We start from the raw sequence: 25,524 nt of genomic DNA, 5'->3' as shown, positions 1-25,524 counted from the left end.
CCCGAACAGGAGAGCACCGATGAACTACCAGCAGCCGAGCGCCGCCCCGGTGCTCTACACCGCCGACGGCCACCCCCTCTACGCCACCAACCCGCAGACGGTGGCGCCCCTCGTCCCCTACCAGCCCGCGGCACCGGTCGTGCTCCACCAGGCGCCGTACCTCGCCGCCCAGCACCAGTTCGCGGCCGACCCGGCCCGGGACCCGTGGCCCGCCCGGCTGCTCTGCGGCGGCATCGGTGTGGGCGCCGCCGGTGTCGGGGTCGCGTTCCTGCTCCAGGCCGTCGCGGCCGCGACCACCGGGCTCGGCTGCCTGGCCGCCGTCCTCGCCCTCGCCTGGCTGCTGAAGAACAGCAACGGCGGCGGGGGCGGGCGGGGCGGCGCTGTGAACGTGAGCCTCAACGTCTCCAACCGCATGACCAACCGCAACCGCTGACCCGCCCGGGACAGCACGAAACCCGCAGCAGCCGGACGACCTTGCCGGGAACTCCCGGCTGCTGCGGGTCCTCGACCCCGTTCAAGACGAGATCGGACCAAGCATGCCCCAGTTCGCCGCCCAGATGCTCGCCCTCGCCGACGACGAGTACGACAAGGCCAACGGCTCCAACGGCAACTCCCGCTTCGGCGCCTACCTCGCCGTCAACGCCGGCGACCTCCACGACGACGGCGACCCGCTCCGGCCGCTCGACTTCGCCCACGCCGTCTGGCGGATCGCCACCAGCCCCGTCATGTCCCCCGGCTACGTCCGCATCCGCCCCGACCTGAACGGCCTGGCCCTGATCACCACCGGCGAGGACTACGACCAGATCGCGCTCCGAATCGACGTCCCCCTGCACCACCAGGTCCTCGCCCACCGGCCCGCCACCCGGCCCGAGGACTGGCGACGCGACCCCTGGCACATCAGCACCGACCGGTGGTTGCGCCTCGTGGAGCGGGACCTCGACCGCCCCGCCCTGCTGCTGACCGCCACCCTCTACGTGCCCGTCCCGCAGCACGTCCTCATCGCGCCGTCGGGCGCCCGGCCGGGCCCCGCGATGACCCGCCAGGCCAAGCAGATGATCCGGAACCTGGTGGAGCACGCCAACGCCAACGCCCACCTGGTCGCCGACCTGGTCGGGGGTGGGCGGTGAGCCTGCGGATCGGGTCGCTGTGCACCGGCTACGGCGGCCTGGACATGGCCGTGCGGGAGGTGTTCGGCGGCTCGGTGGCGTGGGTGGCGGACATCGACCCCGGCGCGTCCGCGATCCTCGCCCACCACCACCCCGATGTCCCCAACCTCGGTGACATCGCCGCCGTGCGCTGGGCCGAGCAGGAACCGGTGGACGTCCTCACCGCCGGGTTCCCCTGCCAGGACGTCTCCAGCGCCGGCAAGCGCGCCGGCCTCAAGGCTGGCACTCGCTCCGGCCTCTGGTCGCAGGTCGCCCACGCCATCCACGAACTGAAGCCCCGAACGGTGGTGATCGAGAATGTCAAAGGGCTCCTCTCGGCGAATGCCGACCGTGCGGTGGAACCCGGAACTGCGGGTGTGGACCCGGCAACAGGACGCCCCCTCACTCTTCGAGCTCTCGGCGCAGTACTCGGAGACCTGGCCGGCCTCGGGTTCGATGCGGAATGGCTCAGCCTGCGAGCGTCCGACGTCGGCGCCCCCCACCAGCGCACCCGGGTCTTCCTCCTCGCCTGGCCTGCGCACCCCCAGGGCCCGCGACCGCCGCGGCCCGGGCTTCCCGGACGCCCTGCCGAACGTGGTGCGGCCGCTGCCCACCCCGACGGTCTCCGAGGCCACCTGCACCGGACACGCCGCCCGCGGCGGGATGAACCTGCGACACACCGTCTCCCCGCTGCCCACCCCGGTGACAGCGGACGGCGAGCGGCGGAGCGCGACGTACGGCCGGGGCAACCCGACCCTGATCGGCGCCCTGCTGCCCACACCGACTGTGGCGGACTCCCGGGCGACGGCGAACTTCCGGTCGGACGGGATGCCCTACGGCTCGGGCCACGGGCAGACACTGATCGACGCGGCCAGGCTCCTGCCGCCCACGCCGAGGGCGACGGACGGCACCAAGGGCGGCCCGAACCAGCGCGGCTCCAAGGGGGATCTGACACTTCCCTCGGCGGCGGCACGGATTGGGGACCCTACACCGAGGCCATCACGCGATGGGCGCAGGTCTGCGGGCGGCCCGCCCCCCGGCCAACTGACGATCGAGGACGCCTGAGCCCGCCGTTCGTCGAATGGCTCATGGGCCTCGAACCCGGATGGGTCACCGCCGTCCCCGGGCTGAACCGCACCGCCCAGCTCAAAGCCCTCGGCAACGGCGTCCTGCCCGCCCAGGCCGCCGCCGCCCTGCGCATCCTCCACACCCGCGCCACCCCCCTCCCCGGGGCGGAGGCCGCCGCGTGAACGACCGCATCCCGCCCCTCGCCTGCCCCGACCTGTGGCAGGCCGTCATGGCGGCCGCCGCCGGCCGCTGCCAGTGCCGCGGCACCTGCGGCAAGAACCACGCCAAGGACGGCGGCCGCTGCCCCCGCCAGCATGCCGGACTCAACCACCGGCACGGCGGCGGCACCGTCCACCTCATCGCCGCCCCCGCCGACCCGGCCGACCTGCTGCTGCCCGACCACCAGGCCGCCGCCCTGCCCAAGCAGCGCCTGGCCGCCTGGTGCCCCGACTGCCACCACGCCACCCGCACCGCCGCCCACAAGGCCCACCGCGCCACGGCCCCCGCCGCCGAGCCGGACGCCCTCTTCGACCTCTGACACCCAGCCCGGCCCCGGGGCCGCCACCCGACGCGTTAGCGCCCCCGGGGCCGGGCCCCGACCGAGGGGACCTCCCACATGAGCGCACAACCCGCCCTGCTCGCCGCCGCCCTCGGCGCGGCCGAGCGCGGCTGGCACGTCTTCCCGCTCACCCCGAACACCAAGCGCCCCGCCGTCCACGGCTGGGAGCAGCGCGCCACCACCGACCCGGCCCGCATCCGCCGCTGCTGGGCCACCGGCCCGTTCAACGTCGGCATCGCGTGCGGCCCGTCCGCTCTGGTCGTGATCGACCTCGACACCCCGAAGTCGTCGGCGGCCCGGCCGCCGGCGGAATGGGCGGAGCCGGGGATCACGGACGGCACCGACGTGTTCGCCGAACTCTTCCACCGGGCCGAGCAGTCGGTGCCCGATCAGACGTTCCGGGTCCGGACCTGCCGCAACGGACGCCACCTGTACTTCGCCGCGCCCGCCGGCCCGGTGCAGCCCAACACGGTCGGCAGGCTCGGGTGGCTGATCGACACCCGGTCCGCCGGCGGCTACGTCGTCGCCCCGGGCTCGGTCGTGGACGGCGGCGTCTACCGGGTGGAACTCGACCTGCCGCCCCTGCCCCTTCCCGCTCTTTTGCTGATCAGCGAAAGGAGCACCACCGCCCGGCCTGCACCCGCGGCTGCGTCGGGGCGGATCTCCGACCCCGCCGCGTGGGCGAACACCGCGCTGGACCGGGAGTGCGACAAGGTCGCCACCACCGGCGAAGGCGGCCGCAACCACGCCCTGGTCGGCGCCGCCCGCTCCCTGGCCCGCATGGTCGCCACCCGCCACCTCACCCGCACCGAGGTCGAGAACCGGCTCACCGCCGCCGCCCAGGCCGCCGGCATCAGCGACACCGAGTCCGCCCGCACCATCCGCTCCGGCCTCGAATGGGGCCTGGCCAACACCACCGCAGGACGGGCCGCATGACCAACACCCGCAACCCGAACAGCCCCACGGAGGACGGCGCCGCCGTGCTGGATGCGGTCGAGGCCCACCACCGGCGCTTCAACGTCTTCCCCTCCGAGGCCGCCTACGTCGCCGTGGTCCTGTGGGACGCCCACACCCACCTGCTTGACTGCTTCGAGTCCACCCCGCGCATCGCGTTCCTCTCCCCGGAGCCCGGCAGCGGCAAGACCCGCGCGCTGGAGATCATCGAAACCCTCACCCCGCGGCCGATGCTCACCACCGACGTGAGCCCGGCCGCGCTGTTCCGCTCGGTGTCCGACAGCGAGGCCCGCCCGACCGTCCTCTTCGACGAGATCGACACCACCTTCGGCCCCAAGGCCGCGGGAAACGAGGACCTGCGCGGCCTCATCAACTCCGGGCACCGCCGAAGCGGCGTCGTCCTGCGGTGCGTCGGCGACGGCTCCACCCAGACCGTCCAGCCCTTCCCCGTCTACGCCGCCCTAGCCATGGGCGGCCTGGGCGACCTGCCCGACACCATCATGAGCCGCTCCGTCATCGTCCGGATGCGCCGACGTGCCCCCAACGAGAAGGTCGAACCGTTCCGCGAGCGCATCCACAAGGCCCAAGGCCACGTCCTGCGCGACCGCCTCGCCACCTGGGCCGGCACGGTCCGCGACCAGCTCCACAACTCATGGCCCGAACTTCCCGACGGCATCAGCGACCGCCCCGCCGACGTGTGGGAGCCGCTCATCGCGGTCGCCGACGCCGCCGGCGGCAACTGGCCCGAGCGGGCCCGCGCCGCCTGCGTCCAGCTCGTCACCGCCGCCAAGGCCAACGACAAGGGCTCCATCGGCATCCGCCTACTCACCGACCTGCGGGACATCTTCAACGGCGCGGAGCGGATGCTCAGCGCCGACCTGCTGAACAAGCTCGCCGAGCTGGACGACGCCCCCTGGGCCGACCTCGACGGCAAGCCCATCACCGCCCGCGCCCTCGCCCGGATGCTCGGCGACTACGTCACCGCCGACAACGACCCCATCAAGCCCCGCAACATCAAGACCGGCCCCAAGAGCAGCGCCAAGGGCTACTACGCCGCCGACCTCACCGACGCCTGGCTGCGCTATTGCCCGCCCCGCTCCCAGGAATCCGCTACTGCCGCTACCCCCGCTACCGCGCAGGTCAGAACCCTCTTTTCGGTAGCGGATAGCCCACCGGTAGCGGATACGGATCCGCTACTCACCCCCAAGACCAGCCCTGCGGAAGCTGCGCTCCGGTAGACGCCCTGCCGCTCCCGCCACCCGGCGGGAGCGGCACCAATCCGCTACCGCTACCCAATCCGCTACCGAAATCATGCCTCTGACCTGGGCGGTAGCGGCAGTAGCGGCAGTAGCGGATGCCAGAGAAGAAGGGGGCGAAGGCTGCCCCGTCGAAATTTCGGGAGGGTTGATCTTGCCCCAGACGCAGAACGCGCTGCCGACCCTGTACCGCCCGGCGGACATTGCCAAGGCTCTCGGCATGTCCGAGTGGTGGGTCAAGGAGCAGGCGCGGCGCGAACGCATCCCGTTCACCAAGCCCGGGCGTTCCTACCGCTTCACGGCCGAGCAGTTCGCCGAGATCGTCCGACTTTACGAGACCCGGCCGGCCCTGGCTCCGGCGCCGCAGTCCGTTAGTGCCACCGCGCAGGTTGCGAAGAAGCCTTCCCGGGCCCAGCAGCCGGTTGAGGCCGCAACGCGTCTCCGTGCGCGGGTGCCGCGCCGGGCCGGGCTCCACCAGCAGACGGAAGCTGCCTGATCATTCACTGCGTGCCGCCCGGTCCCATAACCGGGCGGCACGCCCTTTGCAGGGGGAACAAGTTGGGATACGCCGAGAACCTCGGCAGTTACTGGCGCGGTCGGTACAAGGCCGCGCCCGGTAAGTACGCCACCGTGCGCGACGCCGCCGGCGAGGCCATCCGCTTCCGTACCAAGCCCGCCGCGAAGAAAGCTGCCGACGCGGAGGAAGCGAAGCTGCTGGCGGGGCTGAAGAAGCCGGTAGCCACGGACCGGACCACGTTCGGCGAGTACGCCAACGACTGGTACGCCCTGCAAGACCTCGCGCCGTCGACCATGCAGAACTATCGGCGACACATCGAGGAACACCTGCTCCCAGAGTTCGAGCAGATCGCGATCGTGGATCTGACGCGCGCCCAGATCGAGGAGTGGGCGAAGAATGAACGCCAACGCGGCTACGCGGTGAGCAGTATCAAGACCTGGCGGAGCACCTTGCACCTGATCCTGGGCGATGCCGTCGAGGACGGGATGCGTGAGGCGAACCCAGCCAGTCGGCGCCGGGGCCGCGGCCGCCGCGCCGGCCGGTCCAGGAACCGCGGGCCGGAGAAGGTGGTGACCGATGCGCTGGGCCTGTTGCTGATCGCCGAGCGTGCCTCGTTGCTGTCCGGGCGGGACGACGAGTTCGTGGGCGTCACCACCAAGGGCTACATGGGGATGCGGTGGGGTGAGCTGGTCGGGCTGGAGACGGAGTACGTTCGCCCGAAGACCGTACGGGTCGAGCACCAGCTGTACGAGCTGGACTCGGGGGAACTGCACCGCTGCCCGCCCAAGGACGACTCTTACCGGACCCTCGACTCACCGCGGTTCATCACCGACCTGCTGACCGGGCACATCAACCGGACCTCCCCGGAGCCCTGCGACTGCCACGGCTTGACCTACGTGTTCAGCGGGCACGGCGCCGCCAACGGGGCGGCTCAGCGCCCCGGGGCCAAGCTGGTCGACGTCGCACGCCGAGCCGCTGTCTCCACAGGCACGGTCTCCAACGTGCTGAACCGGCCGCACGCTGTGGCCGAAGCCACCCGCATCCGGGTCGAGCAGGCGATCGTGGACCTCGGGTACGTGCGCAATGCGGCAGCGGGGGAGCGCGCGAGGCACTGGCGGCGCTCCGGATTCGGCACCTGGCTCTTCCAGCCCGCGGTCACCGGCTGGTATCCGAAGCGCGGGAAGGAGGAGGCCCACCCGGTGCCGGTGCTGGCCGAACCTTGGCCGGGAGTGCCAGCCAGGGGCCGCGGCGCCGCGGCGCGCGCGGACGCCTGCTGGATGCCCATCGCCAAGGGCATGACGCCGCACAGCGAGCGCCACTTTCAGAAGATCCTGCTGGACAAGCTGAAGACGCCCAAGGTGCTGACGGACGAGCGGATGGGGCACATGGACGGGTCGGTCCAGGCCCGCTACTCGCACGTCACGACGGAGATGCGCGAGGAACTGACCGAGGGCCTCACCGAGATTTGGGAGGCCGCGCTGGAAGCCCGCCGGCGGATGGCCCCCGGCTCGCCCGTGGCCGTCCTCGACGCCTTGCTGAAGGGGAGCCAGTAGGGGCCGCTCTGGAGAGAGATTCCATGATCTTCTCCAGGATTTCTCCAGAGAGGCCCCCGACAAGCAGTCAGGGCCGGTGTCCTGTGAAGGACACCGGCCCTGAGCTGGTGTTACTGGGTCGGGGTGGCGGGATTTGAACCCACGGCCTCTTCGTCCCGAACGAAGCGCGCTACCAAGCTGCGCCACACCCCGGTCCTGCTGGTGTTGCCTCCGTCTCCGGTGCAACGAGTAGAACTCTACCGGACGCTCGCCGGGAGACGAAATCCGATTCCCGGCGAGCCTTCGGTGCAGGTCAGCGGGTGGATCAGCGGGCCGCGACGAGGGTGAGGAGGGTGGCCTCCGGCGGGCAGGCGAAGCGGACGGGGGTGTAGCGGTTGGTGCCGCAGCCGGCCGAGACGTGCAGGTGGGAGCGGCGGCCGCCGGCCTGGTGGGTGGAGAGGCCCTTGACCCGCTTCGCGTCCAGGTCGCAGTTGGTGACCAGGGCGCCGTAGAAGGGGACGCAGAGCTGCCCGCCGTGGGTGTGGCCGGCCAGGATCAGGGGGTAGCGGTCGGCCGTGAAGGCGTCCAGGACCCGCAGGTACGGGGCGTGGACGACCGCGAGCGAGAGGTCGGCGTCGGCGGACGGGCCGCCGGCCACCTCGGCGTAGCGGTCGCGGCGGATGTGCGGGTCGTCGAGGCCGGTGAACTCGATGTCGAGCCCGCCGATCGGCAGCCGGCCGCGCCGGTTGGTGAGGTCGAGCCAGCCGGCGGCGTCGAAGCCGTCGCGGAGCTTCTCCCACGGGTTGTGGACGGCCCCGGTGATGCCGCGCTTGCCGGTGCCGTCGGGGTTGTTCAGGCCGTGGCTGCCGCTGCGCATCGCGGAGAGGTAGCGGGCCGGGTTCTTGCGGGCCGGGCCGTAGTAGTCGTTGGAGCCGAACACGTAGACACCGGGGAAGTCCATCAGCGGCCCGAGCGCGTCCAGGGTGGCGGGTACGCCCAGCGGGTCGGAGAGGTTGTCGCCGGTGTTCACCACGAGGTCGGGGCGGAGTCCGGCAAGGCTCTTCAGCCAGCGCTGCTTCTTCTCCTGCCCGCTCACCATGTGGATGTCGGAGACCTGCAGCACCCGGACGGGCCGGGCGCCCTTCGGCAGGACGGGCACGTCGATCCGGCGCAGCCGGAACGAGCGGACCTCGTACCCGGCGGAGTAGGCGAGGCAGGCGGCGCCGGTGGCGGCGAGTCCGAGGGGGACGGAGTACAGCGGTCGCATCGGTCCATGCTCTCAGACGGTGGATCAGCCGGTGCACGGCCGGTCGGTCCCGAAGGCCCGGGAGAGACCGGCCGCGCACCGGCGGCGGGAGCGCCGAACGGCATGGGCCGCGTGCGCCCCGGCCGTCGTCAGGCGCTGCGGCGGCGCCGGGCCAGCCACAGCGCGCCGCCGCCCGCCGTGAGCAGCGAGGCGCCGGCGGCGAGCAGTGCCGGGGCCCGGCCCGCGCCGGTCTCGGCGAGCTGGTCGTCGGTCGCGGCGGGGGCGTCGGACGGGGGCCGGGTGGCGGAAGCGGTGGCCGCCGGGACGGAGGCGGAGGGCGCCGGCGTGGTGGGGGCGGTGGTGCTCGGCGTCGGCGCCGGGGACTGCGTCGCGGCGGCTGCGGTGACCTTCACCTTCGTCCCCCGGACGCAGTTGGTGGTGCCGCGGAAGGGCGTGTCCTTGCCCTCGTTGACGAAGACGCACGGGCTGAGTTCGGTGTCGCCGGCCGGGGTGGTCGCGTCGAAGGAGACCCGGACCCGGGTGGTCGTGGTGGTCCCGGTGCGGATGGAGGAGTCGCGTCCTTCCAGGTAGACGCCGGGCCGGGCGTCGGGCTCGGAGGGGAGCACCTGGGCGAGCTTGCTCCAGGAGCCGTCGGCCTTGCGGACCTGGACGGTGGCGTGCGGGTCGGTGAAGAGGACGTTGCCGACGTTGATGTAGTCGGAGAGCGTCGGGTTCGCCAGTACGGCGTCGAACTCGATCGGGGCGCCGCCGGCCACGGCGGTGGCCGGCACGTGGGCGAGCGAGGTCGTGATCGAGTCGACCCCGATGGTCTTGGTCGACTGGTCCAGTGCGACGTGGGAGCCGTCGATGGCGGAGACGGCCGAGCGCAGGTCGATGGACGGGAAGCCGCCGTTGCTGGCGCCGTCGTGGGGCCGGCCCATCGGGGCACCGATGCGCAGCTTCAGCGTGGTGCTGCCGCCGGCGGGGACGGTGACGTCCGAGGGCAGCATGCCGCCGTAGTGGGCGGCCTCGGCGGTGGTGAACTCCAGGGGGACGGACTTCCAGGCGCCGTCCGCCGGGTCCTTGTAGTCGATCACGATGGCGTCGGGGGGCGTGCCCAGGGCGCTGGTGGTGTCCAGCCAGAGGTGGTACCCGGCGGCCTCGGCGGTCGGGTTGCTGATGGTCTCGGTGAACTCGACCGGCTGCCCGGCGAAGCCGACCGAGGCCGGGGCCTGGACGGTGAGCTTGGCCTGCGGCGCGACCTCTGCGAAGGCGGCGGGAGCCGGCAGCAGGAGCGTCCCCCCGGCGAGTACGACCCCGAGTGTGGCGGCCCTGGTGAGGGTGCGGCGCGGGCGGTGGGTGCGGGTGGTGACGGACATCGAATTCCCCCTGAATTCCGGCTGCAGGCATGCGTCAGCAGCGATTGGCGGTGCCGGTGGATGTGCGGCGGGCCGAATCTCTGCGGCGGCCGCGCGGTGCTTTGCCGTACTCGGACGGTTTCCCGTCCGTCTGCTCTCGGGCGGGCGGTCGCCCGCCGGTTGCCCGTGGTGCGGTGCCGTCGTCCCGTTCGTCCCGTTCGTCCTGCTGGTCCTGCTGGTCCTGCTTGGTCCTGTCGGTGCTGCGGGCCTTGCCGGTCGTGCGGGCGGGTTCCCGTCCGCCTCGCTCCTCGGGGCGCTTTCCCGCCCCCCGGTTATGAAGACGTGTGGCGCGGCTCGGGGTTGCGGGTGGGTTCGGGATTTCTTCGGAATTTCCTTCGGCGGTTCCGGCCTGCCGCTTAATCCGGGGCGATCCGTCGCGCCAGGTGCGAGACTCGGGGGCATGACGACGCTCAAGGAGCAGCTGCATGAGGACCTCACGGCTGCCATCAGGACTCGGGACGAGCTGCGCTCCTCCACCATCCGGCTGACGCTGGCCGCGGTCACCAGCGAGGAGGTGGCCGGCAGGACGAAGCGTGAGCTCTCGGACGACGAGGTGCTGAAGGTGCTCGCCCGGGAGGCGAAGAAGCGCCGGGAGGCCGCGGAGGCCTTCGACACGGCCGGTCGCACGGAGTCGGCCGCGCGGGAGCGGGCCGAGGGCGAGGTGCTGGCGGGTTACCTGCCCAAGCAGCTCTCCGACGAGGAGCTGACGGCCGTCGTGGCCGAGGCGGTGGCGGCCAGCGGGGCGAGCGGGCCGCAGGGCATCGGCGCGGTGATGAAGCTGGTGAAGCCGAAGGTCGACGGGCTGGCCGAGGGCGGTCGGGTCGCCGCCGCCGTCCGGGCCGCCCTGGCGGGCTGACCCGCCCGCACCGGAGCCCGCAGCCGGCCCGGGCCCGGACGCGTGCAGGCCGCGCCGTACACGTCAGGAACGCCCGAGGGGGCGCCTCCCGAATCCGGGAGGCGCCCCCTCGGTGGTTCTGGCGCGGTGGTTCTGGCGCGGGGCCGGTCGGGCGAGCGGGTGGGCCCGCCGCCGTCCGGCCCCGGTCAGTGGCCGCCGGGCTTGCCGTTCCCGCCGTTGTTGCCGTTGCCGTTGCCGCCGCCGATGATGCCCGGCGGGAGGGTGAAGCCGCCGCCGATCATCCCGCCGGCGGCGTTCGCCGCCGCGTCGCCGCTGGGCGGGGTCGCGGGCGCCGTGGCGTTGGGGTCGGGCTTGGGGGCCGGGTCCGGGATGTTGATGGTCACGAAGTCCTGCTTGGGCGAGCCGGCCAGGGCCTGGTTCATCGCCATCTGCCAGATCGGGCCGGGGCCGCTGGCGCCGAAGACGGTGTCGAAGTAGTGCCCGCCGATGGTGATGTTGTTCATCTCCACACCGCCGGCCGGGCCGCCGAGCCAGACCGCGGTGGCCAGCTGCGGGGTGTAGCCGTTGAACCAGGCGGCCTTCTTCTTGTCCGTGGTACCGGTCTTGCCGGCGATCTTGCGGCCGTCGTCCAGCTGGAGCGCGGCGCCGGTGCCCTTCTCGGTCACGTTCAGCAGGACGGTGTTGAGCGCGTCCGCGGTGCCCTCGGAGAAGGCCTGGCTGCAGGTGCTCTGCGGGACGGGGACGTCCTTGCCGTCCACCGTGGTGATCTTGCTGATCGCGACGGGGGTGCAGTACTTGCCGCGGGCGGCGAAGGTCGCGTAGACGTTCGCCATGGTCAGCGGGCTGAGCTCCAGCGTGCCGAGGACCATCGAGGGGACCTCCACGAAGGGGTCGCCCTTGGCGGTCTGGCTGATGCCGAGCTTGTTGGCCATCTGCTTCATCGCGCAGAGGCCGACCTGCTGCTCCATCTGGACGAAGTAGGTGTTGACCGACTTGGCCATCGCCTCCTTCAGCTCGTACGGGCCGACCTCGCTCGCGGACTCGTTGCCGACGCTGCGGTCCTTGCCCTTGGCGTTGTTCTTCCAGGTGCCGGCGCAGGTGGTCATCGACGGGTAGTCGATCCGGTTCTCGGACGGGAAGGCCTGGGTGGGGGGCATCCCGGACTCCAGGGCCGCCGCCGCCAGGATCGGCTTGAAGGTCGAGCCGGTCTGGAAGCCGTTGCCGCCGCCCATCGACGCGTCGACGTTGAGGTTGACCACGGTCTGGTTCTTGTTCGGGTCCAGGCCGTAGGGGCGGGTCTGCGCCATCGCCAGGATCTTGCCGCTGCCGGGCTCCATCATGGTGGCGGCGGCCGAGACCGGGTCGGTGACCTTGACCTTCTTGGTGACGGCGTTCTGCGCCGCGGCCTGCTTGTCCGGGTCGAGGGTGGTGTAGATGTTCAGGCCGCCCTGGTCCCAGAGCTTCTTGCGCTCGGCGGCGCTCTTGCCGAAGGTCGGGTCCTGCTTCACCACGTGGCGGACGTAGTCGCAGAAGAAGCCCATGCCGGCGTTGGCGGTGATGCAGCCGTTCTGCGGGTCCTTGTACTTCAGGCCCAGCGGGGCGGCCTTGGCCTCCTTGGCCTGGTCCGCGGTGATGTGCTTGTTCTCCAGCAGCTTGTCGATCACCACGTTGCGGCGCTTCAGGGCCGCCTCGGGGAAGCGCACCGGGTCGTACGCCGACGGGTTCTGCACCAGCCCGGCCAGCATCGCGGCCTCGGGGACGGTCAGGTCCTTGTTGGTCTTGCTGAAGTAGCGCTGCGAGGCTGCCTCGACGCCGTACGCCTGGTGACCGTAGAAGGTGATGTTGAGGTAGTTGGTGAGGATCTGGTCCTTGGTCAGGTCCTCCTCCAGCTTGATGGCGTACTTCAGCTCCTGGATCTTGCGGCCCAGGGTCTTGCGCTGCGCCTCCTGGACGGCCGCCACGTCGTCGCCGGCCTTCTCCACGTTGACGTTCTTCACGTACTGCTGGGTCAGCGTGGAGGCGCCCTGGGCGGTGGTGCCGCTCTCGGCGTTCTTGCTGGCGGCGCGGAGCACGCCCTTGAGGTCGACCGCGCCGTGCTCGTAGAAGCGGGCGTCCTCGATGTCGACCTGGGCTTGGCGCATCACCGGGGCCATCTGCTCGGCGGTCAGCACCGTCCGGTCGCGCTCGTACACCTTGGCGATCAGGCCGCCCTTGGCGTCGAAGATCTGGGTCGCCTGCGAGAGCGCCGGGGTCTTGAAGTCGTCCGGGATGTTCGCGAAGCTCTCGGCGGTGTTCTTGGCGGTGAGCCCCAGGGCGCCGACGGCGGGCAGCGCCATGCCGGCCAGCAGCACTCCGGACAGCACGCTGACACCCAGGAACTTGATACCGAGCCCCGCCTTGTCGAGCGGTGAACCGCGGTGCTCGCCGCTCGGGGTTCCTGGGTTGCCGGGGCGCTGGGATGCCATGGGGCGCTTCGGTGCCATGGGGAGAACACTACGTCTCCGAATACCGCACATGGGGGCAGGTGTTCGCCTACGCTTGTCACAAGCTTGCGACAGCTTCGCTGTGTGAGCTTCCTTCACTCTTGTGAGTGATGAGCTTTGCCCGAAATGCCCGAGTCTGCCGTGGTTGGCACGGGTGCGGCACCGCCGAAACGGTGACTGTCCGTGGCGGCCCGCGTGGCGAGAGTTGCCGGTGTGTTCTTGGCAAGGCCTGCGACCTGCGATCACTCCAACGAGTGAGCTAGCCGGTACCCATAGTCCAATCGGGTCATTCGAGATTGGGCCCGAAGGGGCTGTTGCAACCTGCCGTTCTTCCGTAACGTCCTCAACTGGCAACGGTGAATATGCCGTTGCCGCCGTGGGGGAGCCTCGATTCGGGAGAGGACGGCGCCGGCATGGGCTGGGTAGACGACTGGAGTGCGCAGGCTGCCTGCCGCACTAGTGATCCGGACGAATTGTTCGTCCAGGGGGCGGCGCAGAACCGCGCCAAGGCAGTGTGCAGCGGGTGTCCGGTACGGACCGAATGCCTGGCGGACGCGCTCGACAACCGGGTGGAGTTCGGGGTCTGGGGCGGCATGACGGAGCGCGAGCGCAGGGCGCTGCTGCGCCGGCGCCCGACGGTGATGTCCTGGCGGCGCCTGCTGGAGACGGCACGCACCGAGTACGAGGAGTCCCTCGCGACCGGCGTGATCCTGACGGACTACGCGCAGGCGGGCTGAGCCCCGCCGGCGGTGTGGGCCGCAGGGCGCCGGGTCACTCCCCGGTGCCGCCGCCGAGCAGCTCGCCGACGGCGCGCAGCCCGTCCAGGTCGTGGACGTCCCCCGGGAGGGCCGCGACCTCGACGATCGGCACGTCCGGGTACACCGACACGAAACGGTCCCGGGTGCGCCGCTCGCGGGCCATGACCTGCATCCGCTCGGCGTGCAGGCGCAGGAGTCCGGCCGCCAGCAGTTCGGCTTCGGGGGAGGCCGTCTCGGAGCCGTTCTCCTCCAGTGCCTCGGCCGCCGCCAGCGCGCGCTCGGCCGTGAGCTGCGGCGCGCCCGTGCTGTGCACCCGGTTGAGCACCAGACCGGCCATCGGCATCCGGTCCGCCTCCAGCCGGTCGACGAAGTACGCGGCCTCGCGCAGCGCGTCCCGCTCCGGCGCCGCGACGACCAGGAACGCCGTGCCCGGCGCCTTGAGCAGCTGATACGTGCGGTCGGCCCGCTCGCGGAAGCCGCCGAACATCGAGTCCATCGCGCTGACGAAGGTCTGCACGTCGGTCAGCAGCTGGGCGCCGAAGATCTTGCCCAGGGTGCCGGTGAGCAGCCCCATCCCGACGTTCAGGAACTTCATCGCGCTGCGGCCGCCGACCTTGGCGGGCGCGGCCAGCAGCCGGATCACCTTCCCGTCCAGGAAGGAGCCGAGCCGGTTCGGCGCGTCCAGGAAGTCCAGCGCGGACCGGGACGGCGGGGTGTCGACGACGATCAGGTCCCACTCGCCGGCGTCGCGCAGCTGGCCGAGCTTCTCCATCGCCATGTACTCCTGCGTGCCCGCGAAGCCGGCCGACAGGGACTGGTAGAACGGGTTCTCCATGATCGCCCTGGCCCGTTCGGGCTCGGCGTGGGCGAGCACGACCTCGTCGAAGGTCCGCTTCATGTCGAGCATCATGGCCTGCAGCTCGCCGTCGCCGCTGACGCCCTTGACGACCCGTGGGGTGTTGTCCAGCTCGGTCAGGCCCATCGACTGGGCGAGCCGGCGGGCCGGGTCGATGGTCAGCACGACCACCTTCCGGCCGCGCTCGGCCGCCCGCAGGCCGATCGCCGCCGCCGTCGTGGTCTTCCCGACGCCGCCCGAGCCGCAGCAGACCACGATCCGGGTCTCCGGGTCGTCGATCAGCCGGTCGACGGCGAGCCCGTTGCCCCGGGCCCGCGCGCCGTCCTCGGTCGTGCCCCGCGCGCCGCCGCGTGCGTCGCTCCTGCCGCCCGTCGTCATGCCGCCCCCTGCCGCTTCAGCTCGCCCGCCAGCCGGTACAGGCCGCCCAGGTCCACGCCCTCGCTCAACAGCGGGAGTTCGTAGGTCGGCAGCTTGAGGTGCTGCAGATCGGCGCGCTGCTCGCGCTCCAGCTCGACCCGCTCGGCGTGCTCGCGGGCCTGCTCCAGCAGCGGGTCGATCAGTGGTTCGACCGCGGCCCGGACGGTGGCACCGGTGCGCGCGCGGCCGCCGAGGCCCGCCTCGGCCAGCGCCAGGGCGACCTCCTCGCGGTGGTCGCCGTCCACGGCCGCCACCGCGGCGGCGTCCAGTATCGGCGGCCGGACCATGTTGACCAGCACCCCGCCGACCGGCAGCGTGGCCTCCCGCAGCTCGGTGAAGCCGTCCACGGTCTCCTGCACCGGCATCTCCTCCAGCAGGGTGACCAGGTGCACCGCCGTCTCCGGCGACTTCAGCACCCGCATCACCGCCTGGGCCTGGGAGTGGATCGGGCCGAACCTGGCCAGCCCGGCGACCTCGGAGTTGACGTTCAGGAACCTGGTCAGCCGGCCGGTCGGCGGCGCGTCCATCACGATCGCGTCGTACGCCCGGCGGCCGTCGGCGCCCTTGCGGCGGGCCGCTTCGCAGGCCTTGCCGGTCAGCAGGACGTCCCGGACACCGGGGGCGATGGTGGTCGCGAAGTCGACGAAGCCGGTCTTCTGCAGGGCCTTCCCGGCCCGGCCCAGCTTGTAGAACATGTCGAGGTACTCCAGCAGGGCCTGCTCGGTGTCGATCGCGAGCGCGAACACCTCCCCGCCCCCGCCGGCGGGCTTCCCGCCCGCCTTGCCGGCCGTGCTCCGCCCGGCCCGCCGTTCGCCGCCGTCCGCCGGCAGCCCGAGCTGGGCGCGCGAGACGGTGGCGATCCGGCGTTCCTCGTAGAGCAGCGCGGCGATGCCGAACAGCTCGGCGATGCCCTGGCGGCCCTCGACCTCGATCAGCAGGGTGCGGCCGCCCTCGGCGGCCAGCGCCAGGGCCAGCGCCGCGGCGACGGTCGTCTTGCCGGTGCCGCCCTTCCCGCTGACCACGTGCAGCCGGACGCCCTCCCAGTCGCCGTCCTCGCCGGTCCGGTCCGCGGGCGCGGCGTCCTCGGGCGCTCCGCCGGCCGGCCCACCGCCCCGCGGGTCCTCCGTCCGCGGTCCGGCTCCCCCGCCGGGGTCGCGCCGGGCCGCCTGGTCGGGGGTGCGTGCCACGCTCCGTCTCCGTCCGTTCCGAGGGCCGGCACCGCGAGGTGCCCTCCCGCGAGGGTAACCAGGGACCGGGCCCGATGCCGGGAGCATTGGGATGGCCAGGTCTGATTCATGCCCTCTTTGTGGCCCACCTCACACTCCGTCCGGGCTCCCGGCGCCCGGCCCGACGCGCTTCGCGCGGCGCCGGCCGGGCCGCCTCCTCGTCTAGAGTCAGCCCCATGACCAAGTGGGAATACGTAACCGTGCCGCTGCTCGTACACGCGACCAAGCAGATCCTCGACAACTGGGGCCAGGACGGCTGGGAGCTCGTCCAGGTCGTCCCGGGGCCCAACCCGGAGCAGCTGGTGGCCTACCTCAAGCGGGAGAAGGCATGAGCCAGGTCGAGACCAAGCTGGCCGAGCTCGGCCTGAGCGTGCCCGAGGTGGCCCCGCCGGTCGCCGCGTACGTGCCGGCCGTCCGCTCGGGCGAGTACGTCTTCACCTCGGGTCAGCTCCCCATGGTGGCGGGCAAGCTGCAGACCACCGGCAAGATCGGCGCCGAGGTCACCCCGGAGGAGGGCAAGGCGCTCGCGCAGATCTGCGCGCTGAACGCGCTGGCGGCCGTGAAGGCCGTGATCGGTGACCTGGACCAGATCGAGCGGATCGTGAAGGTCGTCGGTTTCGTCGCCTCCGCCGCCGACTTCACCGGTCAGCCGGGCGTCGTCAACGGCGCCAGCGAGCTGTTCGGCCACGCCTTCGGAGCTGCCGGCGTGCACGCCCGCAGCGCGGTGGGTGTCGCGGTGCTGCCGCTGGACGCCCCGGTCGAGATCGAGATCCAGGTCCGGCTGAAGCCGCAGGCCTGACCCCTCGGAGCCGCAGGCCCGCCGCCTCCGGGCCGCGGGCCTGACGTCTCTTCGCCGGCGAGCGGCCCGGGCCCGGGCCCGGCCCGGGCCCGTCCTGGCACGCCGTGGCGTGAATCGGCCGGCCTGGGCTCTGTCCAAGGCCGCCTCCGTCTGCGTAGCATCCGGACATGGATCACCAGGCGAAGTCGCTCCCGATGCCGCCGTCCTGGCCTGCCCGGATCCGGGCGGTCGAGGCCGGCGAGCTGATGCCGCCGGTGGCCAAGCCCTCCGCGACGGTCGTCCTGCTGAGGGACGGCGCCGCCGGACCCGAGGCGTACCTGCTGCGCCGGCGCGCCTCGATGGCCTTCGCCGCCGGGATGTACGCCTACCCGGGCGGCGGCGTGGACCCGAGGGACGCCGACGCCGAGATCGGCTGGGCCGGTCCCAGCCCGCAGGAGTGGGCCGTCCGGCTCGGGGTCGACCCGGGCACCGCGCAGGCGGTGGTCTGCGCGGCGGTCCGGGAGACCTTCGAGGAGGCCGGCGTCCTGCTGGCCGGACCGGACGCCAGCGGCACGGTCGCCCCGCGCGACTGGAGCGCCGATCGGGCCGCCCTGGAGGCGCACGAGATCTCCTTCGCCGAATTCCTCCGCAAGCACGGCCTGGTACTGCGCAGCGACCTGCTGGCCGGCTGGGCCCGCTGGGTCACCCCGGTCTTCGAGGAACGGCGCTACGACACCTGGTTCTTCGTCGCCGTGCTGCCGCCCGGCCAGCTCGCCGCCCGTGAGGTGGGCGAGGCCGACAAGGTGGCCTGGCTCTCCCCGGCCGACGCCGTCCAGGGGTACGAGCAGGGGCGGTACGGCATGCTGCCGCCGACCGTGACCGTGCTGCGCGAACTGCTGCCGCTGCGTGCGGCCGCCGAAGCCCTGTCCGCGGCGAGCAGCCGCGGACTGGACCCGATCCTCGGCCGGGCCGAGGTGGCGGGTGATCGAATGACGGTGCGATGGTCGGGGTACGAGGAACTGACCATCGACGGACACTACCCCCAGGAAGGACCTTCGCCCGATGAACCACAACGACGTGGATCGCCGGACGGCACCTGAGCTGCCCGCCCGAGCCCTGACCTCCCACTCCCTGACGCCCCGTGTGCTCGCCCACGACAGCGGCGGCCGGTACGGCGACGAGCCCTGGCTGCGCCCGCTGACGCGCACCGTCCCGTCGCGCCGGCTGCATCGCAGCTGCGAGGGCGGCCGGTGAGCGGTCTTCTCCCGGGTGACCCCGCCGCCGTAGTCGGCGGCGAGGCCACCCCCCGGGCACACTGCGTGCTGGCGCCGAACCCGTCACCGATGACGCTGGACGGCACCAACACCTGGCTGCTCGCCGAGCCCGGCTCGGACCTGGCCGTGGTCGTCGACCCCGGCCCGCTGGACGACGCCCACCTGCGCAACGTCGTGGAGACCGCGGAGCGGCAGGGCCGGCGGGTGGCGCTGACCCTGCTCACCCACGGCCACGCGGACCACGCCGAGGGCGCGGCCCGTTTCGCGGAGCTGACCGGCACCAAGGTGCTCGCCCTGGACCCGGCGCACCGGCTCGGCGACGAGGGCCTGCGGCACGGGCAGCGGCTGGAGGTCGGCGGCCTGGACCTGCGGGTGGTGGGGACCCCCGGCCACACCGCCGACTCGCTGACCTTCCACCTGCCCGCCGACGGCGCCGTGCTGACCGGCGACACCGTGCTGGGCCGCGGCACCACGATGGTCGCCCACCCGGACGGGCAGCTCGGCGATTACCTGGACTCGCTGCGGCGGCTGCACACCATGGCCTCCGAGCACGGCGTCCGCACGGTGCTGCCGGGCCACGGCCCGGTGCTCGCGGACGCGCTCGGGGCGGTGGACTACTACCTCGCGCACCGCGCCAACCGGCTGGCCCAGGTCGAGACCGCCGTGGAGGCGGGCTGCCGCACCGCCGGGGAGGTGGTCGCCAGGGTCTACGCCGACGTGGACCGCGCGCTGTGGCCGGCCGCCGAACTCTCCGTACGCGCGCAGCTGCGCTACCTGGAGGACCACGGCCTGATCTGAGCGCCGGCCCGGCCGCCGTGGCCGCGCGCCCGGCCGGGGTGCCCGCGCCGGTGTCCGGAGACGCCCGAGGGCCCGTGCGCCGGTGGCGTACGGACCCTCGTCGGTGCCGGTGACGGCGGGTGTCAGCGCGAGCGCCGGGACAGCCGCTCGACGTCCATCAGGACCACGGCGCGGGCCTCCAGCTTCAGCCAGCCGCGGCCGGCGAAGTCGGCGAGCGCCTTGTTGACCGTCTCGCGGGAGGCGCCGACCAGCTGGGCCAGCTCCTCCTGGGTGAGGTCGTGGGCCACGTGGATGCCCTCGTCGGACGGCACGCCGAAGCGGCGCGAGAGGTCCAGCAGGGCCTTGGCCACGCGGCCGGGAACGTCGGAGAAGACCAGGTCGGACATCACGTCGTTGGTCCGGCGCAGGCGGCGGGCGATGGCCCGCAGCAGGGCGATGGAGACCTCCGGGCGGGCGTGCAGCCAGGGCTGCAGGTCGCCGTGGCCGAGCCCGAGCAGCTTGACCTCGGTGAGCGCGCTGGCCGTGGCGGTGCGCGGTCCGGGGTCGAAGAGCGACAGCTCGCCGATCATCTCGCTGGGGCCGAGCACCGCGAGCATGTTCTCGCGGCCGTCCGGCGAGGCCCGGTGCAGCTTGACCTTGCCCTCGGCGACCACGTAGAGGCGGTCGCCGGGGTCGCCCTCGTGGAAGAGGGACTCACCACGGGCGAGGGTCACCTCGGTCATGGAAGCGCGCAGCTCGCCGGCCTGCTCGTCGTCGAGTGCCGCGAAGAGTGCGGCGCGCCGCAGAACGTCGTCCACGTGCTTCCTCCTTCTCGGCCGTCCGCCCGTCGGGGCGGTCGGCGCAAGTCCGTACAGTGCTCTGCATCACCAAGCATGGCGCATGTCGCTCCGATCATATGAGGAGGGGGTGCGCCGGGGAGCACTGTACGGGGCCATTCGTACTCATCGGTTACATTTCGGCCCCGCTGGTCAGGGCCCGCCCGACCGGGCCGGGAGACCCGGGCCGACCGGTCGGGGCGGTGCCGGAGGGCCGGTCGTGCGGCGGTCGCGGGGCGCGGCGGCTCCCGGACGGACGGGCTCCCGGACGGCGCGGGCCCGGTCAGCGCTTGGTGCCGTCCACGATCACCGGGGTGCCCGCCGAGCCGCACGGGCTGGCGTAGACCGGGTTCTTCTCGGCCGCGGCCTTGAAGGCCTCGATGCACTGGCTGAGCAGGATCTTGTCGGTCAGCGAGTTGGCGATCACGCTGTTCGCGGCCGCGGTGCTCTCCGATTCGATCTTGCGCTTCTCCGCCTCGGCCTTGGCCGTCCGGGTGGCCGCCTCGGCCTGGGCGGTGGCCTGGTCCTGCTGGATCTTCTGGTCGATGGCCTTCTGCAGGCCGTCGCTCGGCTTGACGTTGCGCAGGTTGACGCCGTTCACGAGGATCCCGCGCGGGGCCAGCCGCTGGGTGATCAGCTGGTCGATCTCGGTGCTGATCGCCTCGCGCTGCGAGGAGTAGCCCTCGACGCCGGTGTGCCTGGCGAAGACGTTGCGGACGATCTCCCGGCTGTCCGGGTAGACCAGGCGCTGCTCGACGGCCTCGGCGCTGCCGGCCAGCTTGTACAGGGCCAGGGTGTGCTCGGGGTCGATGGACCACTTCACGGTGAGGTCGGCGTAGAGCACCCCGCCCTCGGAGGAGCGGACCTCCACCGTGTTGTCGCCGGTCAGATCGAGGTCGGCCGGGCGGGTCGAGAAGGTGGTCACGTCCGTCAGCGGCGACTTCAGGTGCAGCCCGGACTGCCAGGTCCCGCCGACCTTGCCCAGCGTGGTCGGCACCCCTACCTGGTACGGGTCCACGACGTACATGACCGTGCTGAGCCCGACCAGCAGCCCGAGCACGCCGGACAGGAGACCGCCGAAGGTGGCCCAGCCGGACGTCGTCACCCGCCGCCGTCCGAGGACGAGCAGGACCAGGGCGGTGGCGATCAGCAGGACGGAAAGGAAGAGCATCGTCACATCTCTCGGAGTCAGGTGCGGGACGGCCGCAGCCTAGGCACCGGGGCCCGCTCGGAGCGCCGAGTTCGGACGATGTTCATGAAAGGTATGGACCACAGGCCCGGGAGGCCCCCGCGACGCCCCGGGGACTGCTGGACGGCGCCGGTCGGGGGCCGTCGGCAGGGTGCTCCGGCGGTTCCGCGGGTTGTGACGCGACCGGGCCCGGCCCGCGGCGGGTACCGCGGGCCGGGCCCGGTGCATCGTCGGCGGCCGTCCGGCCGCCCGCGGGACTCAGAAGTTGATCATGTGCCCGGCGAGCCCGTGCACCGCTTCCTTCACGGCCTCGCCCAGGGTCGGGTGCGCGTGCACGTTGCGGGCGACCTCGTGCACGGTGAGGTCCCACTGCTGGGCCAGGGTCAGCTCGGGCAGCAGCTCGGTGACGTCCGGACCGATCAGGTGGGCACCGATGATCTCGCCGTACTTGGCGTCGCTGATCAGCTTCACGAAGCCGGTCGGGTCGCCCAGGCCGTGCGCCTTGCCGTTCGCGGTGAACGGGAACTTGGCGACCTTGACGTCGAAGCCCTTCTCGCGGGCCTGCGCCTCGGTCCAGCCGAAGCTGGCGATCTGCGGCTGGCAGTAGGTGGCGCGCGGGATCATCGGGTAGTCGAGCTCCATCGTCTCGGCGTCCGCGATCGTCTCGGCGGCGACCACGCCCATGGCCTCGGCGGTGTGCGCGAGCATCAGCTTCGCGGTCACGTCGCCGATCGCGTAGATGTGCGGAACCGAGGTGCGGCAGCGGCCGTCCACGTCGATCGCGCCGCGCTCGGTGAGCCGGACGCCGGTGGCCTCCAGGCCGTAGCCGGTGACGTTCGGCGCGAAGCCGATCGCCTGCAGCACCTTGTCGGCCTCCAGCACCTGCTGCACGCCGTCCTTGCCGGTGACGGTGACCCGCACCTGCGGGCCGGACTCGTCGATCGACTCCACCCGGGTCGAGGTCAGGACGTCGATGCCGAGCTTGCGGTACTGCTTGGCCAGCTCGGCCGAGACGTCCGCGTCCTCCAGCGGGGCGATCCGGTCAAGGAACTCGACGACGGTGACCTTCACCCCGTAGTTGTGCAGCACGTACGCGAACTCGATGCCGATCGCGCCGGCGCCCGCGATCACGATCGAGCTCGGCACGTCCTCCGCCAGGATCTGCTCCTCGTAGGTGACGACCCGCTCGCTGCGGCTGGTCCCGGGCAGCAGGCGGGGGGTCGCGCCGGTGGCGATGATGCAGTCGCCGAAGCCGATCGTCCGGGTGCTGCCGTCCGACAGCGCGACCTGCAGGGTGTTCGCGTCGAGGAAGGTGCCGCGGCCGTCGAACTCGGCTATGCCGTTCTTCTTCATCAGGTAGTGGACGCCCTTGACCCGGCCGTCCGCGACCCGGCGGCTGCGCTTGAAGGCCTCGTTGTAGTCGAAGGAGACCTCCCCGTCGACCTTGATCCCGAAGGTCTTCGCCTCATGGGTGAAGATGTGGGCCAGCTCGGCGTTGCGCAGCAGGGCCTTGGTCGGGATGCAGCCGACGTTCAGGCAGACGCCGCCCCAGTACTTCTCCTCGACCACCGCGACCCGCTTGCCCAGCTGGGCGGCGCGGATGGCGGCCACGTAGCCGCCGGGGCCCGCACCGAGTACGACGACGTCGAACTGCTCGTCCATGGGGGAGTTCCTTCCGATGAGGGTTGGTTCAGCGCCGGCCGGACCGGCTGTCCACCCGTCCGGGGCGGCTTCGGACACCGTCCGGCTCAAGAAGATCACACCGGGCCCCGCCGGGGCGACGAGACGGTCGCATCCCCGCTCGCCAAGGCGCGCGCCGCCGTGCCGCGCGCCCCTGAGCCATGATCCACGAGCCGGGCCGCTGCGGCCTGCCGGGGCCTGCCGGGGCCGCCGGGCCTGCTCGGGCACCCGTCGGCCGCTCCCTCGGGCGGTCCTCAGCCCACCGCCCTCCTGAGCAGGTCCGCGATCTGCGCCTCGGCGGCGGCGGTCAGCTCGGTCAGCGCGAAGGCGGTCGGCCACAGGGTGCCGTCGTCCAGGGCCGCCTGGTCGCTGAAGCCCAGCGTGGCGTACCGCGACTTGAACTTCTGCGCGCTCTGGAAGAAACAGACGATCTTGCCGTCCTTGGCGTACGCGGGCATCCCGTACCAGGTCCTGGGGGTGAGGTCCGGCGCGGTGGCCCTGACGATGGCGTGCACCCGCTCGGCGAGCGCTCGGTCCGCGTCCGTCATCTCGGCGATCTTCGCGAGCAGCTCGGCCTCGGGATCGGGCTTGGCCGCCTTCGAGCCGCGGGGCGCGGCGGCCTTCAGCTCCCGGGCGCGCTCCTTCATCGCGCTGCGCTCCTCCTCCGTGAAGCCGTCGTACTTCTCGGCGGCCGCGGTGGCGCTCCTGCCGGACGTCTGGGTGCTCTTCATTGCGGTTCCTCCCGGAAAGGGTCGGACAGGGTCGGACAGGTGTGTACAGGTGCCTGCGGAGGTGGCGGTGCGCCGGTACGGCGGTGCCTGTGTGCGGGGTCCCGTACGTGCGTCGTTCGTCGTGCGCCGGCGGCGAGGGTCAGGCCGCGGACACGGGCGAGACCGCCTCCCAGGCGAACCCGTCCGGGTCGCTGAAGGGGCCGGCGTCGCCGCTGAGCACCAGCCGGTGCGAGCCGCTGCCGTCGATCGGGACACCGAGGTCCTTGGCGAGGGCACGGCGCCCGTACAGCGCCAGCTTCACGGCGCTCGACGGGGTGGCGAACTCGACGTACTTGCGGCCGAAGCTCTTCGCCACGGCCAGGCCGCGCCCCACGTAGAAGCTCCTGCTCGCGGCCACGTCCGCGGCCCCCAGCAGGAGCACCATCTCGTCGATCTCCCGGGTGGCCGGGCCGGTGTTCTTCTTCTCCGAGGTGGCGATCTTCCAGATCGTGCCGTCCGGGGCCTGCACCACGCCGCCGTAGCCCCAGAACGACTTGGCGGCGGGCTTCAGGGCGGTGGCGCCGGCGTCCAGGGCCGCGCCGACCAGGTTGTCGACGGTGCCCGGCTGCGACACGGTGAGCGACAGCGAGAACCCGCGGAAGCCGGTCGTCGGCTCCGCCGAGGCCCGCAGGCGCACCCGGGTGCCCAGACCGAAGGCGGTGTAGAAGCGGTCGGCGGCCGTGAGGTCGGCCACCTCGATGGTGAGGGATTCAATGGTTGCCACGGGAATCAAGCTAGTTGGGGCTCGGCGGCGGGCGCTTCTCGATTCCTGACCGGTCCGGTCCGGTGTTCCGCCGGCCTCGGCGCCAAGGCCGCGCCCGGGCCCGCGGCCCGGAGCCGGAAGGCGCCGGGCGGCATGCCGACCAGCTCGGTGAAGCGGGCCGCGAACACGCCCGGCGAGGAGCAGCCGACCGCGGCCCAGACCCCGGCGGGGTCGGGGCCGCCGCGCCGGAGCAGCGCCGTCGCGTGCTCGATGCGACGCGCGGTCAGATAGGCGTACGGCGAACGGCCGTAGGCCAGCCGGAACTCCCGGCTCAGCTGCCCCGCGGGCATGCCCGCGCCACGGGCGAGCGCCTCGACGTCCAGCGGTCGCCGGTACTCCCGGTCGATCCGGTCCCGTACGCGGCGCAGCCGCGCGAGGTCGCTCAGGTGCTGCGCCGCGATGCGCGCGCGATGCCACCCGGGATGGCACATGTCAGGACTCCCTCTCGTCGGTGTCCGCGGGCACCCGGTACCCCTGCCGAGGGGGAGGCGGGGTGCCCGCCGGCTTGTGCTGCGGCCCTACCGGTGACCGGACCGGCTCAGCCCACCTCCTGGATCCGGACCAGGTTGCCCGCCGGGTCGCGGAAGGCGCAGTCCCGGATGCCGTACGGCTGCCGGGTCGGCTCCTGGACCACCTCGGCGTCGCCGGCCTGCAGCTTCTCGAAGGTGCCGTCGAGGTCCCGGGTGGCCAGCAGGATCCAGCCGTAGGTGCCCTTGGCCATCATCCGGGTGATGGTGCCGCGCTCCTCCTCGGTGATCCCGGGGTCGGCGGCCGGCGGCGCCAGCAGGATGGACGTGCCGGGCTGGCCGACGGGGCCGACCGTGATCCAGCGCATCGTCCCGGTCCCGAAGTCGCTGCGGACCTCGAAGCCGAGCACGTCGCGGTAGAAGGCCAGGGACGCCTCCGGGTCGTCGTGCGGCAGGAAGCTGGTGTGAATGGTGATGTCCATGGTCGTCACGGTAGCGGCGGCCGGACGGCCGGCGCTTCTCGAATCCTGACGAGTTCCGCGGCCTTTCCCCGCCCTGCCGAAGGGCATACCCGCCACCGCGCACCCCGCCTGGCGGTGCGTCAGCCGGGATCGTCGTCGCCGTGCCGGACGCCCGCCGGGCGCCGCGGCCCGTCGTCCCTCTGCCGCCGGGCGGAAGGCCCGCCCGGCTCCGTCCCGG

General features: G+C 72.5%; 27 protein-coding genes, 1 tRNA gene and 1 pseudogene. 16 read left to right on the top strand and 13 right to left on the bottom strand.

All coding sequences use genetic code 11. The features are described 5' to 3' along the window. Positions 1-19: 19 nt before the first annotated feature. The 9 genes and pseudogenes from J2S46_RS19080 to J2S46_RS19040 all read left to right on the top strand — a co-directional run bounded on the left by J2S46_RS19080 (position 20) and on the right by J2S46_RS19040 (position 7,052). Positions 20-433 carry a hypothetical protein gene (locus tag J2S46_RS19080; RefSeq protein WP_191288944.1) on the top strand — a complete coding sequence of 138 codons (414 nt, stop codon included), beginning with the start codon at positions 20-22 and terminating at the stop codon, positions 431-433. A 103-nt stretch (positions 434-536) separates the two neighbouring features. Further along, entirely contained in the window at positions 537-1,127 is a 591-nt protein-coding gene (locus J2S46_RS19075; RefSeq protein WP_191288943.1) for a hypothetical protein, read from the top strand. 44 nt (positions 1,128-1,171) lie between these two features. Next, positions 1,172-1,615: pseudogene (locus tag J2S46_RS19070) on the top strand (DNA cytosine methyltransferase); the annotation flags it as partial. 618 nt (positions 1,616-2,233) lie between these two features. Continuing rightward, positions 2,234-2,395, top strand: a complete 162-nt coding sequence (locus J2S46_RS19065; protein WP_307352931.1) for a hypothetical protein — start codon at positions 2,234-2,236, stop codon at positions 2,393-2,395. Beyond that, positions 2,392-2,751 carry a hypothetical protein gene (locus J2S46_RS19060; protein ID WP_229912373.1) on the top strand — a complete coding sequence of 120 codons (360 nt, stop codon included), beginning with the start codon at positions 2,392-2,394 and terminating at the stop codon, positions 2,749-2,751. Before J2S46_RS19065 ends, J2S46_RS19060 begins: the two co-directional genes overlap by 4 nt. Positions 2,752-2,829: 78 nt before the next feature. Next, positions 2,830-3,708 (top strand): bifunctional DNA primase/polymerase, encoded by an 879-nt coding sequence (locus J2S46_RS19055; RefSeq protein ID WP_191288942.1) that lies wholly within the window; start codon positions 2,830-2,832, stop codon positions 3,706-3,708. Beyond that, positions 3,705-4,964 (top strand): DUF3631 domain-containing protein, encoded by a 1,260-nt coding sequence (locus J2S46_RS19050; protein ID WP_191288941.1) that lies wholly within the window; start codon positions 3,705-3,707, stop codon positions 4,962-4,964. The genes J2S46_RS19055 and J2S46_RS19050 overlap by 4 nt, the downstream gene beginning before the upstream one ends. Before the next feature lie 172 nt (positions 4,965-5,136). Further along, positions 5,137-5,478: a helix-turn-helix domain-containing protein gene (locus J2S46_RS19045; RefSeq protein ID WP_229912371.1), complete on the top strand. Its 342-nt coding sequence runs from the start codon at positions 5,137-5,139 to the stop codon at positions 5,476-5,478. A gap of 62 nt (positions 5,479-5,540) precedes the next feature. Further along, positions 5,541-7,052, top strand: coding sequence for a LacI family DNA-binding transcriptional regulator (locus J2S46_RS19040; protein ID WP_191288939.1), 1,512 nt, complete (start codon positions 5,541-5,543; stop codon positions 7,050-7,052). A 118-nt stretch (positions 7,053-7,170) separates the two neighbouring features. On the opposite strand, the gene J2S46_RS19035 is transcribed toward J2S46_RS19040, so the two are convergent. The 3 genes from J2S46_RS19035 to J2S46_RS19025 all read right to left on the bottom strand — a co-directional run bounded on the left by J2S46_RS19035 (position 7,171) and on the right by J2S46_RS19025 (position 9,656). Beyond that, positions 7,171-7,244: transfer RNA gene (locus J2S46_RS19035), tRNA-Pro, on the bottom strand. A gap of 112 nt (positions 7,245-7,356) precedes the next feature. Continuing rightward, positions 7,357-8,298, bottom strand: coding sequence for a metallophosphoesterase (locus J2S46_RS19030; RefSeq protein ID WP_191288938.1), 942 nt, complete (start codon positions 8,296-8,298; stop codon positions 7,357-7,359). A 128-nt stretch (positions 8,299-8,426) separates the two neighbouring features. Then, the gene (locus J2S46_RS19025) at positions 8,427-9,656 is read right to left on the bottom strand and encodes an LPXTG cell wall anchor domain-containing protein (RefSeq protein ID WP_191288937.1); all 1,230 of its coding nucleotides are present in this window, start codon (positions 9,654-9,656) and stop codon (positions 8,427-8,429) included. 439 nt (positions 9,657-10,095) lie between these two features. Here J2S46_RS19025 and J2S46_RS19020 point away from each other — a divergent pair, with 439 nt between their 5' ends. Next, positions 10,096-10,551, top strand: coding sequence for a GatB/YqeY domain-containing protein (locus J2S46_RS19020; protein WP_191288936.1), 456 nt, complete (start codon positions 10,096-10,098; stop codon positions 10,549-10,551). Between the two features lie 185 nt (positions 10,552-10,736). On the opposite strand, the gene J2S46_RS19015 is transcribed toward J2S46_RS19020, so the two are convergent. Then, positions 10,737-13,034 (bottom strand): transglycosylase domain-containing protein, encoded by a 2,298-nt coding sequence (locus tag J2S46_RS19015; RefSeq protein ID WP_229912370.1) that lies wholly within the window; start codon positions 13,032-13,034, stop codon positions 10,737-10,739. 413 nt (positions 13,035-13,447) lie between these two features. Here J2S46_RS19015 and J2S46_RS19010 point away from each other — a divergent pair, with 413 nt between their 5' ends. Next, positions 13,448-13,771 (top strand): WhiB family transcriptional regulator, encoded by a 324-nt coding sequence (locus tag J2S46_RS19010; protein ID WP_033333275.1) that lies wholly within the window; start codon positions 13,448-13,450, stop codon positions 13,769-13,771. Between the two features lie 34 nt (positions 13,772-13,805). Here the strand turns inward: J2S46_RS19010 and bagB are convergent, their stop codons facing one another. Beyond that, positions 13,806-15,026 carry an ATPase BagB gene (gene bagB, locus J2S46_RS19005; RefSeq protein WP_229912368.1) on the bottom strand — a complete coding sequence of 407 codons (1,221 nt, stop codon included), beginning with the start codon at positions 15,024-15,026 and terminating at the stop codon, positions 13,806-13,808. After that, a complete protein-coding gene (gene bagA / locus J2S46_RS19000) occupies positions 15,023-16,093 on the bottom strand; it encodes an ATPase BagA (RefSeq protein ID WP_307352792.1) in 1,071 nt (356 codons plus the stop codon). Before bagA ends, bagB begins: the two co-directional genes overlap by 4 nt. Positions 16,094-16,467: 374 nt before the next feature. Here bagA and sp36 point away from each other — a divergent pair, with 374 nt between their 5' ends. From sp36 to J2S46_RS18975, 5 genes are all read left to right on the top strand, one after another. After that, the gene (gene sp36 / locus J2S46_RS18995; RefSeq protein WP_190211199.1) at positions 16,468-16,623 is read left to right on the top strand and encodes a Sp36 family protein; all 156 of its coding nucleotides are present in this window, start codon (positions 16,468-16,470) and stop codon (positions 16,621-16,623) included. Then, complete coding sequence (locus J2S46_RS18990; RefSeq protein ID WP_073924655.1) at positions 16,620-17,090, top strand: RidA family protein; 471 nt, start codon at positions 16,620-16,622, stop codon at positions 17,088-17,090. The genes sp36 and J2S46_RS18990 overlap by 4 nt, the downstream gene beginning before the upstream one ends. 167 nt (positions 17,091-17,257) lie before the next feature. Then, the gene (locus tag J2S46_RS18985; RefSeq protein ID WP_191288935.1) at positions 17,258-18,169 is read left to right on the top strand and encodes an NUDIX hydrolase; all 912 of its coding nucleotides are present in this window, start codon (positions 17,258-17,260) and stop codon (positions 18,167-18,169) included. Beyond that, positions 18,132-18,323, top strand: a complete 192-nt coding sequence (locus tag J2S46_RS18980) for a hypothetical protein (RefSeq protein ID WP_191288934.1) — start codon at positions 18,132-18,134, stop codon at positions 18,321-18,323. Before J2S46_RS18985 ends, J2S46_RS18980 begins: the two co-directional genes overlap by 38 nt. Beyond that, positions 18,320-19,141 (top strand): MBL fold metallo-hydrolase, encoded by an 822-nt coding sequence (locus J2S46_RS18975; RefSeq protein ID WP_191288933.1) that lies wholly within the window; start codon positions 18,320-18,322, stop codon positions 19,139-19,141. The genes J2S46_RS18980 and J2S46_RS18975 overlap by 4 nt, the downstream gene beginning before the upstream one ends. Positions 19,142-19,263: 122 nt before the next feature. Here J2S46_RS18975 and J2S46_RS18970 read toward each other — a convergent pair whose 3' ends face one another. From J2S46_RS18970 to J2S46_RS18940, 7 genes are all read right to left on the bottom strand, one after another. Then, on the bottom strand, positions 19,264-19,938 hold the full coding sequence (locus J2S46_RS18970; protein WP_073924653.1) for a Crp/Fnr family transcriptional regulator: 675 nt from the start codon (positions 19,936-19,938) through the stop codon (positions 19,264-19,266). A gap of 301 nt (positions 19,939-20,239) precedes the next feature. Then, a complete protein-coding gene (locus J2S46_RS18965) occupies positions 20,240-21,127 on the bottom strand; it encodes a prohibitin family protein (protein WP_191288932.1) in 888 nt (295 codons plus the stop codon). A 276-nt stretch (positions 21,128-21,403) separates the two neighbouring features. After that, complete coding sequence (gene lpdA, locus J2S46_RS18960; RefSeq protein ID WP_191288931.1) at positions 21,404-22,807, bottom strand: dihydrolipoyl dehydrogenase; 1,404 nt, start codon at positions 22,805-22,807, stop codon at positions 21,404-21,406. Positions 22,808-23,079: 272 nt separating this feature from the next. After that, complete coding sequence (locus J2S46_RS18955) at positions 23,080-23,556, bottom strand: iron chaperone (RefSeq protein ID WP_191288930.1); 477 nt, start codon at positions 23,554-23,556, stop codon at positions 23,080-23,082. 139 nt (positions 23,557-23,695) lie between these two features. Then, a complete protein-coding gene (locus tag J2S46_RS18950) occupies positions 23,696-24,319 on the bottom strand; it encodes a VOC family protein (protein ID WP_191288929.1) in 624 nt (207 codons plus the stop codon). 5 nt (positions 24,320-24,324) lie between these two features. Next, the gene (locus tag J2S46_RS18945) at positions 24,325-24,789 is read right to left on the bottom strand and encodes a helix-turn-helix transcriptional regulator (RefSeq protein WP_191288928.1); all 465 of its coding nucleotides are present in this window, start codon (positions 24,787-24,789) and stop codon (positions 24,325-24,327) included. Between the two features lie 107 nt (positions 24,790-24,896). Then, positions 24,897-25,307 carry a VOC family protein gene (locus J2S46_RS18940; RefSeq protein ID WP_191288927.1) on the bottom strand — a complete coding sequence of 137 codons (411 nt, stop codon included), beginning with the start codon at positions 25,305-25,307 and terminating at the stop codon, positions 24,897-24,899. Positions 25,308-25,524: the final 217 nt, after the last annotated feature.

The sequence above is a fragment of the Kitasatospora herbaricolor genome (assembly GCF_030813695.1).
Taxonomy (GTDB): domain Bacteria; phylum Actinomycetota; class Actinomycetes; order Streptomycetales; family Streptomycetaceae; genus Kitasatospora; species Kitasatospora herbaricolor.
This window is presented reverse-complemented; position numbering and strand designations above follow the sequence as displayed.

What these genes read in the sequence shown, in the direction of transcription:
- J2S46_RS19080 (WP_191288944.1), top strand. Translation starts at nt 20, where the DNA reads ATGAACTACCAGCAGCCGAGCGCCGCCCCGGTGCTCTACACCGCCGAC.
- J2S46_RS19075 (WP_191288943.1), top strand. Translation starts at nt 537, where the DNA reads ATGCCCCAGTTCGCCGCCCAGATGCTCGCCCTCGCCGACGACGAGTAC.
- J2S46_RS19065 (WP_307352931.1), top strand. Translation starts at nt 2,234, where the DNA reads ATGGGCCTCGAACCCGGATGGGTCACCGCCGTCCCCGGGCTGAACCGC.
- J2S46_RS19055 (WP_191288942.1), top strand. Translation starts at nt 2,830, where the DNA reads ATGAGCGCACAACCCGCCCTGCTCGCCGCCGCCCTCGGCGCGGCCGAG.
- J2S46_RS19050 (WP_191288941.1), top strand. Translation starts at nt 3,705, where the DNA reads ATGACCAACACCCGCAACCCGAACAGCCCCACGGAGGACGGCGCCGCC.
- J2S46_RS19030 (WP_191288938.1), bottom strand. Translation starts at nt 8,298, where the DNA reads ATGCGACCGCTGTACTCCGTCCCCCTCGGACTCGCCGCCACCGGCGCC.
- J2S46_RS19025 (WP_191288937.1), bottom strand. Translation starts at nt 9,656, where the DNA reads ATGTCCGTCACCACCCGCACCCACCGCCCGCGCCGCACCCTCACCAGG.
- J2S46_RS19020 (WP_191288936.1), top strand. Translation starts at nt 10,096, where the DNA reads ATGACGACGCTCAAGGAGCAGCTGCATGAGGACCTCACGGCTGCCATC.
- J2S46_RS19015 (WP_229912370.1), bottom strand. Translation starts at nt 13,034, where the DNA reads ATGGCACCGAAGCGCCCCATGGCATCCCAGCGCCCCGGCAACCCAGGA.
- J2S46_RS19010 (WP_033333275.1), top strand. Translation starts at nt 13,448, where the DNA reads ATGGGCTGGGTAGACGACTGGAGTGCGCAGGCTGCCTGCCGCACTAGT.
- bagB (WP_229912368.1), bottom strand. Translation starts at nt 15,026, where the DNA reads ATGACGACGGGCGGCAGGAGCGACGCACGCGGCGGCGCGCGGGGCACG.
- sp36 (WP_190211199.1), top strand. Translation starts at nt 16,468, where the DNA reads ATGACCAAGTGGGAATACGTAACCGTGCCGCTGCTCGTACACGCGACC.
- J2S46_RS18990 (WP_073924655.1), top strand. Translation starts at nt 16,620, where the DNA reads ATGAGCCAGGTCGAGACCAAGCTGGCCGAGCTCGGCCTGAGCGTGCCC.
- J2S46_RS18985 (WP_191288935.1), top strand. Translation starts at nt 17,258, where the DNA reads ATGGATCACCAGGCGAAGTCGCTCCCGATGCCGCCGTCCTGGCCTGCC.
- J2S46_RS18980 (WP_191288934.1), top strand. Translation starts at nt 18,132, where the DNA reads ATGAACCACAACGACGTGGATCGCCGGACGGCACCTGAGCTGCCCGCC.
- J2S46_RS18965 (WP_191288932.1), bottom strand. Translation starts at nt 21,127, where the DNA reads ATGCTCTTCCTTTCCGTCCTGCTGATCGCCACCGCCCTGGTCCTGCTC.
- lpdA (WP_191288931.1), bottom strand. Translation starts at nt 22,807, where the DNA reads ATGGACGAGCAGTTCGACGTCGTCGTACTCGGTGCGGGCCCCGGCGGC.
- J2S46_RS18955 (WP_191288930.1), bottom strand. Translation starts at nt 23,556, where the DNA reads ATGAAGAGCACCCAGACGTCCGGCAGGAGCGCCACCGCGGCCGCCGAG.
- J2S46_RS18945 (WP_191288928.1), bottom strand. Translation starts at nt 24,789, where the DNA reads ATGTGCCATCCCGGGTGGCATCGCGCGCGCATCGCGGCGCAGCACCTG.
- J2S46_RS18940 (WP_191288927.1), bottom strand. Translation starts at nt 25,307, where the DNA reads ATGGACATCACCATTCACACCAGCTTCCTGCCGCACGACGACCCGGAG.